Raw genomic sequence first — 261 nt, forward strand, 5'->3', positions numbered from 1 at the left:
TTCCAGGGCTGGGCGAGGCGAGAGCCGGAAATCGACCGGGCGTTCGAAGCCGCCGGGCAAAGCCTCATGGCCGACGACCGCGACCCCGCCGCGCACTGGGCCATGGGCCGAGCGCTCTGGCTGCGCGGGCGCCCTGACCAGTCCGTCGCCGAGCTGGAGCGGGCCATCGATCTCAGCCCGAATTTCGCCCTGGGCCATTACGGGCTGGCGCTCGTTCACTCTAAGGCCGGCGATCCAGGCACCGCCATCGCGTCCTCCGAC

General features: G+C 71.3%; 1 protein-coding gene. It reads left to right on the top strand.

Annotated elements, in window-relative coordinates; all coding sequences use genetic code 11:
• The coding region (locus ACSNOK_RS34790; RefSeq protein WP_436784705.1) for a tetratricopeptide repeat protein at positions 1–261 on the top strand (261 nt) is incomplete at both ends.

Origin of the sequence: Streptomyces sp. URMC 126 (assembly GCF_051386555.1) — a bacterium.
Taxonomy (GTDB): domain Bacteria; phylum Actinomycetota; class Actinomycetes; order Streptomycetales; family Streptomycetaceae; genus Streptomyces.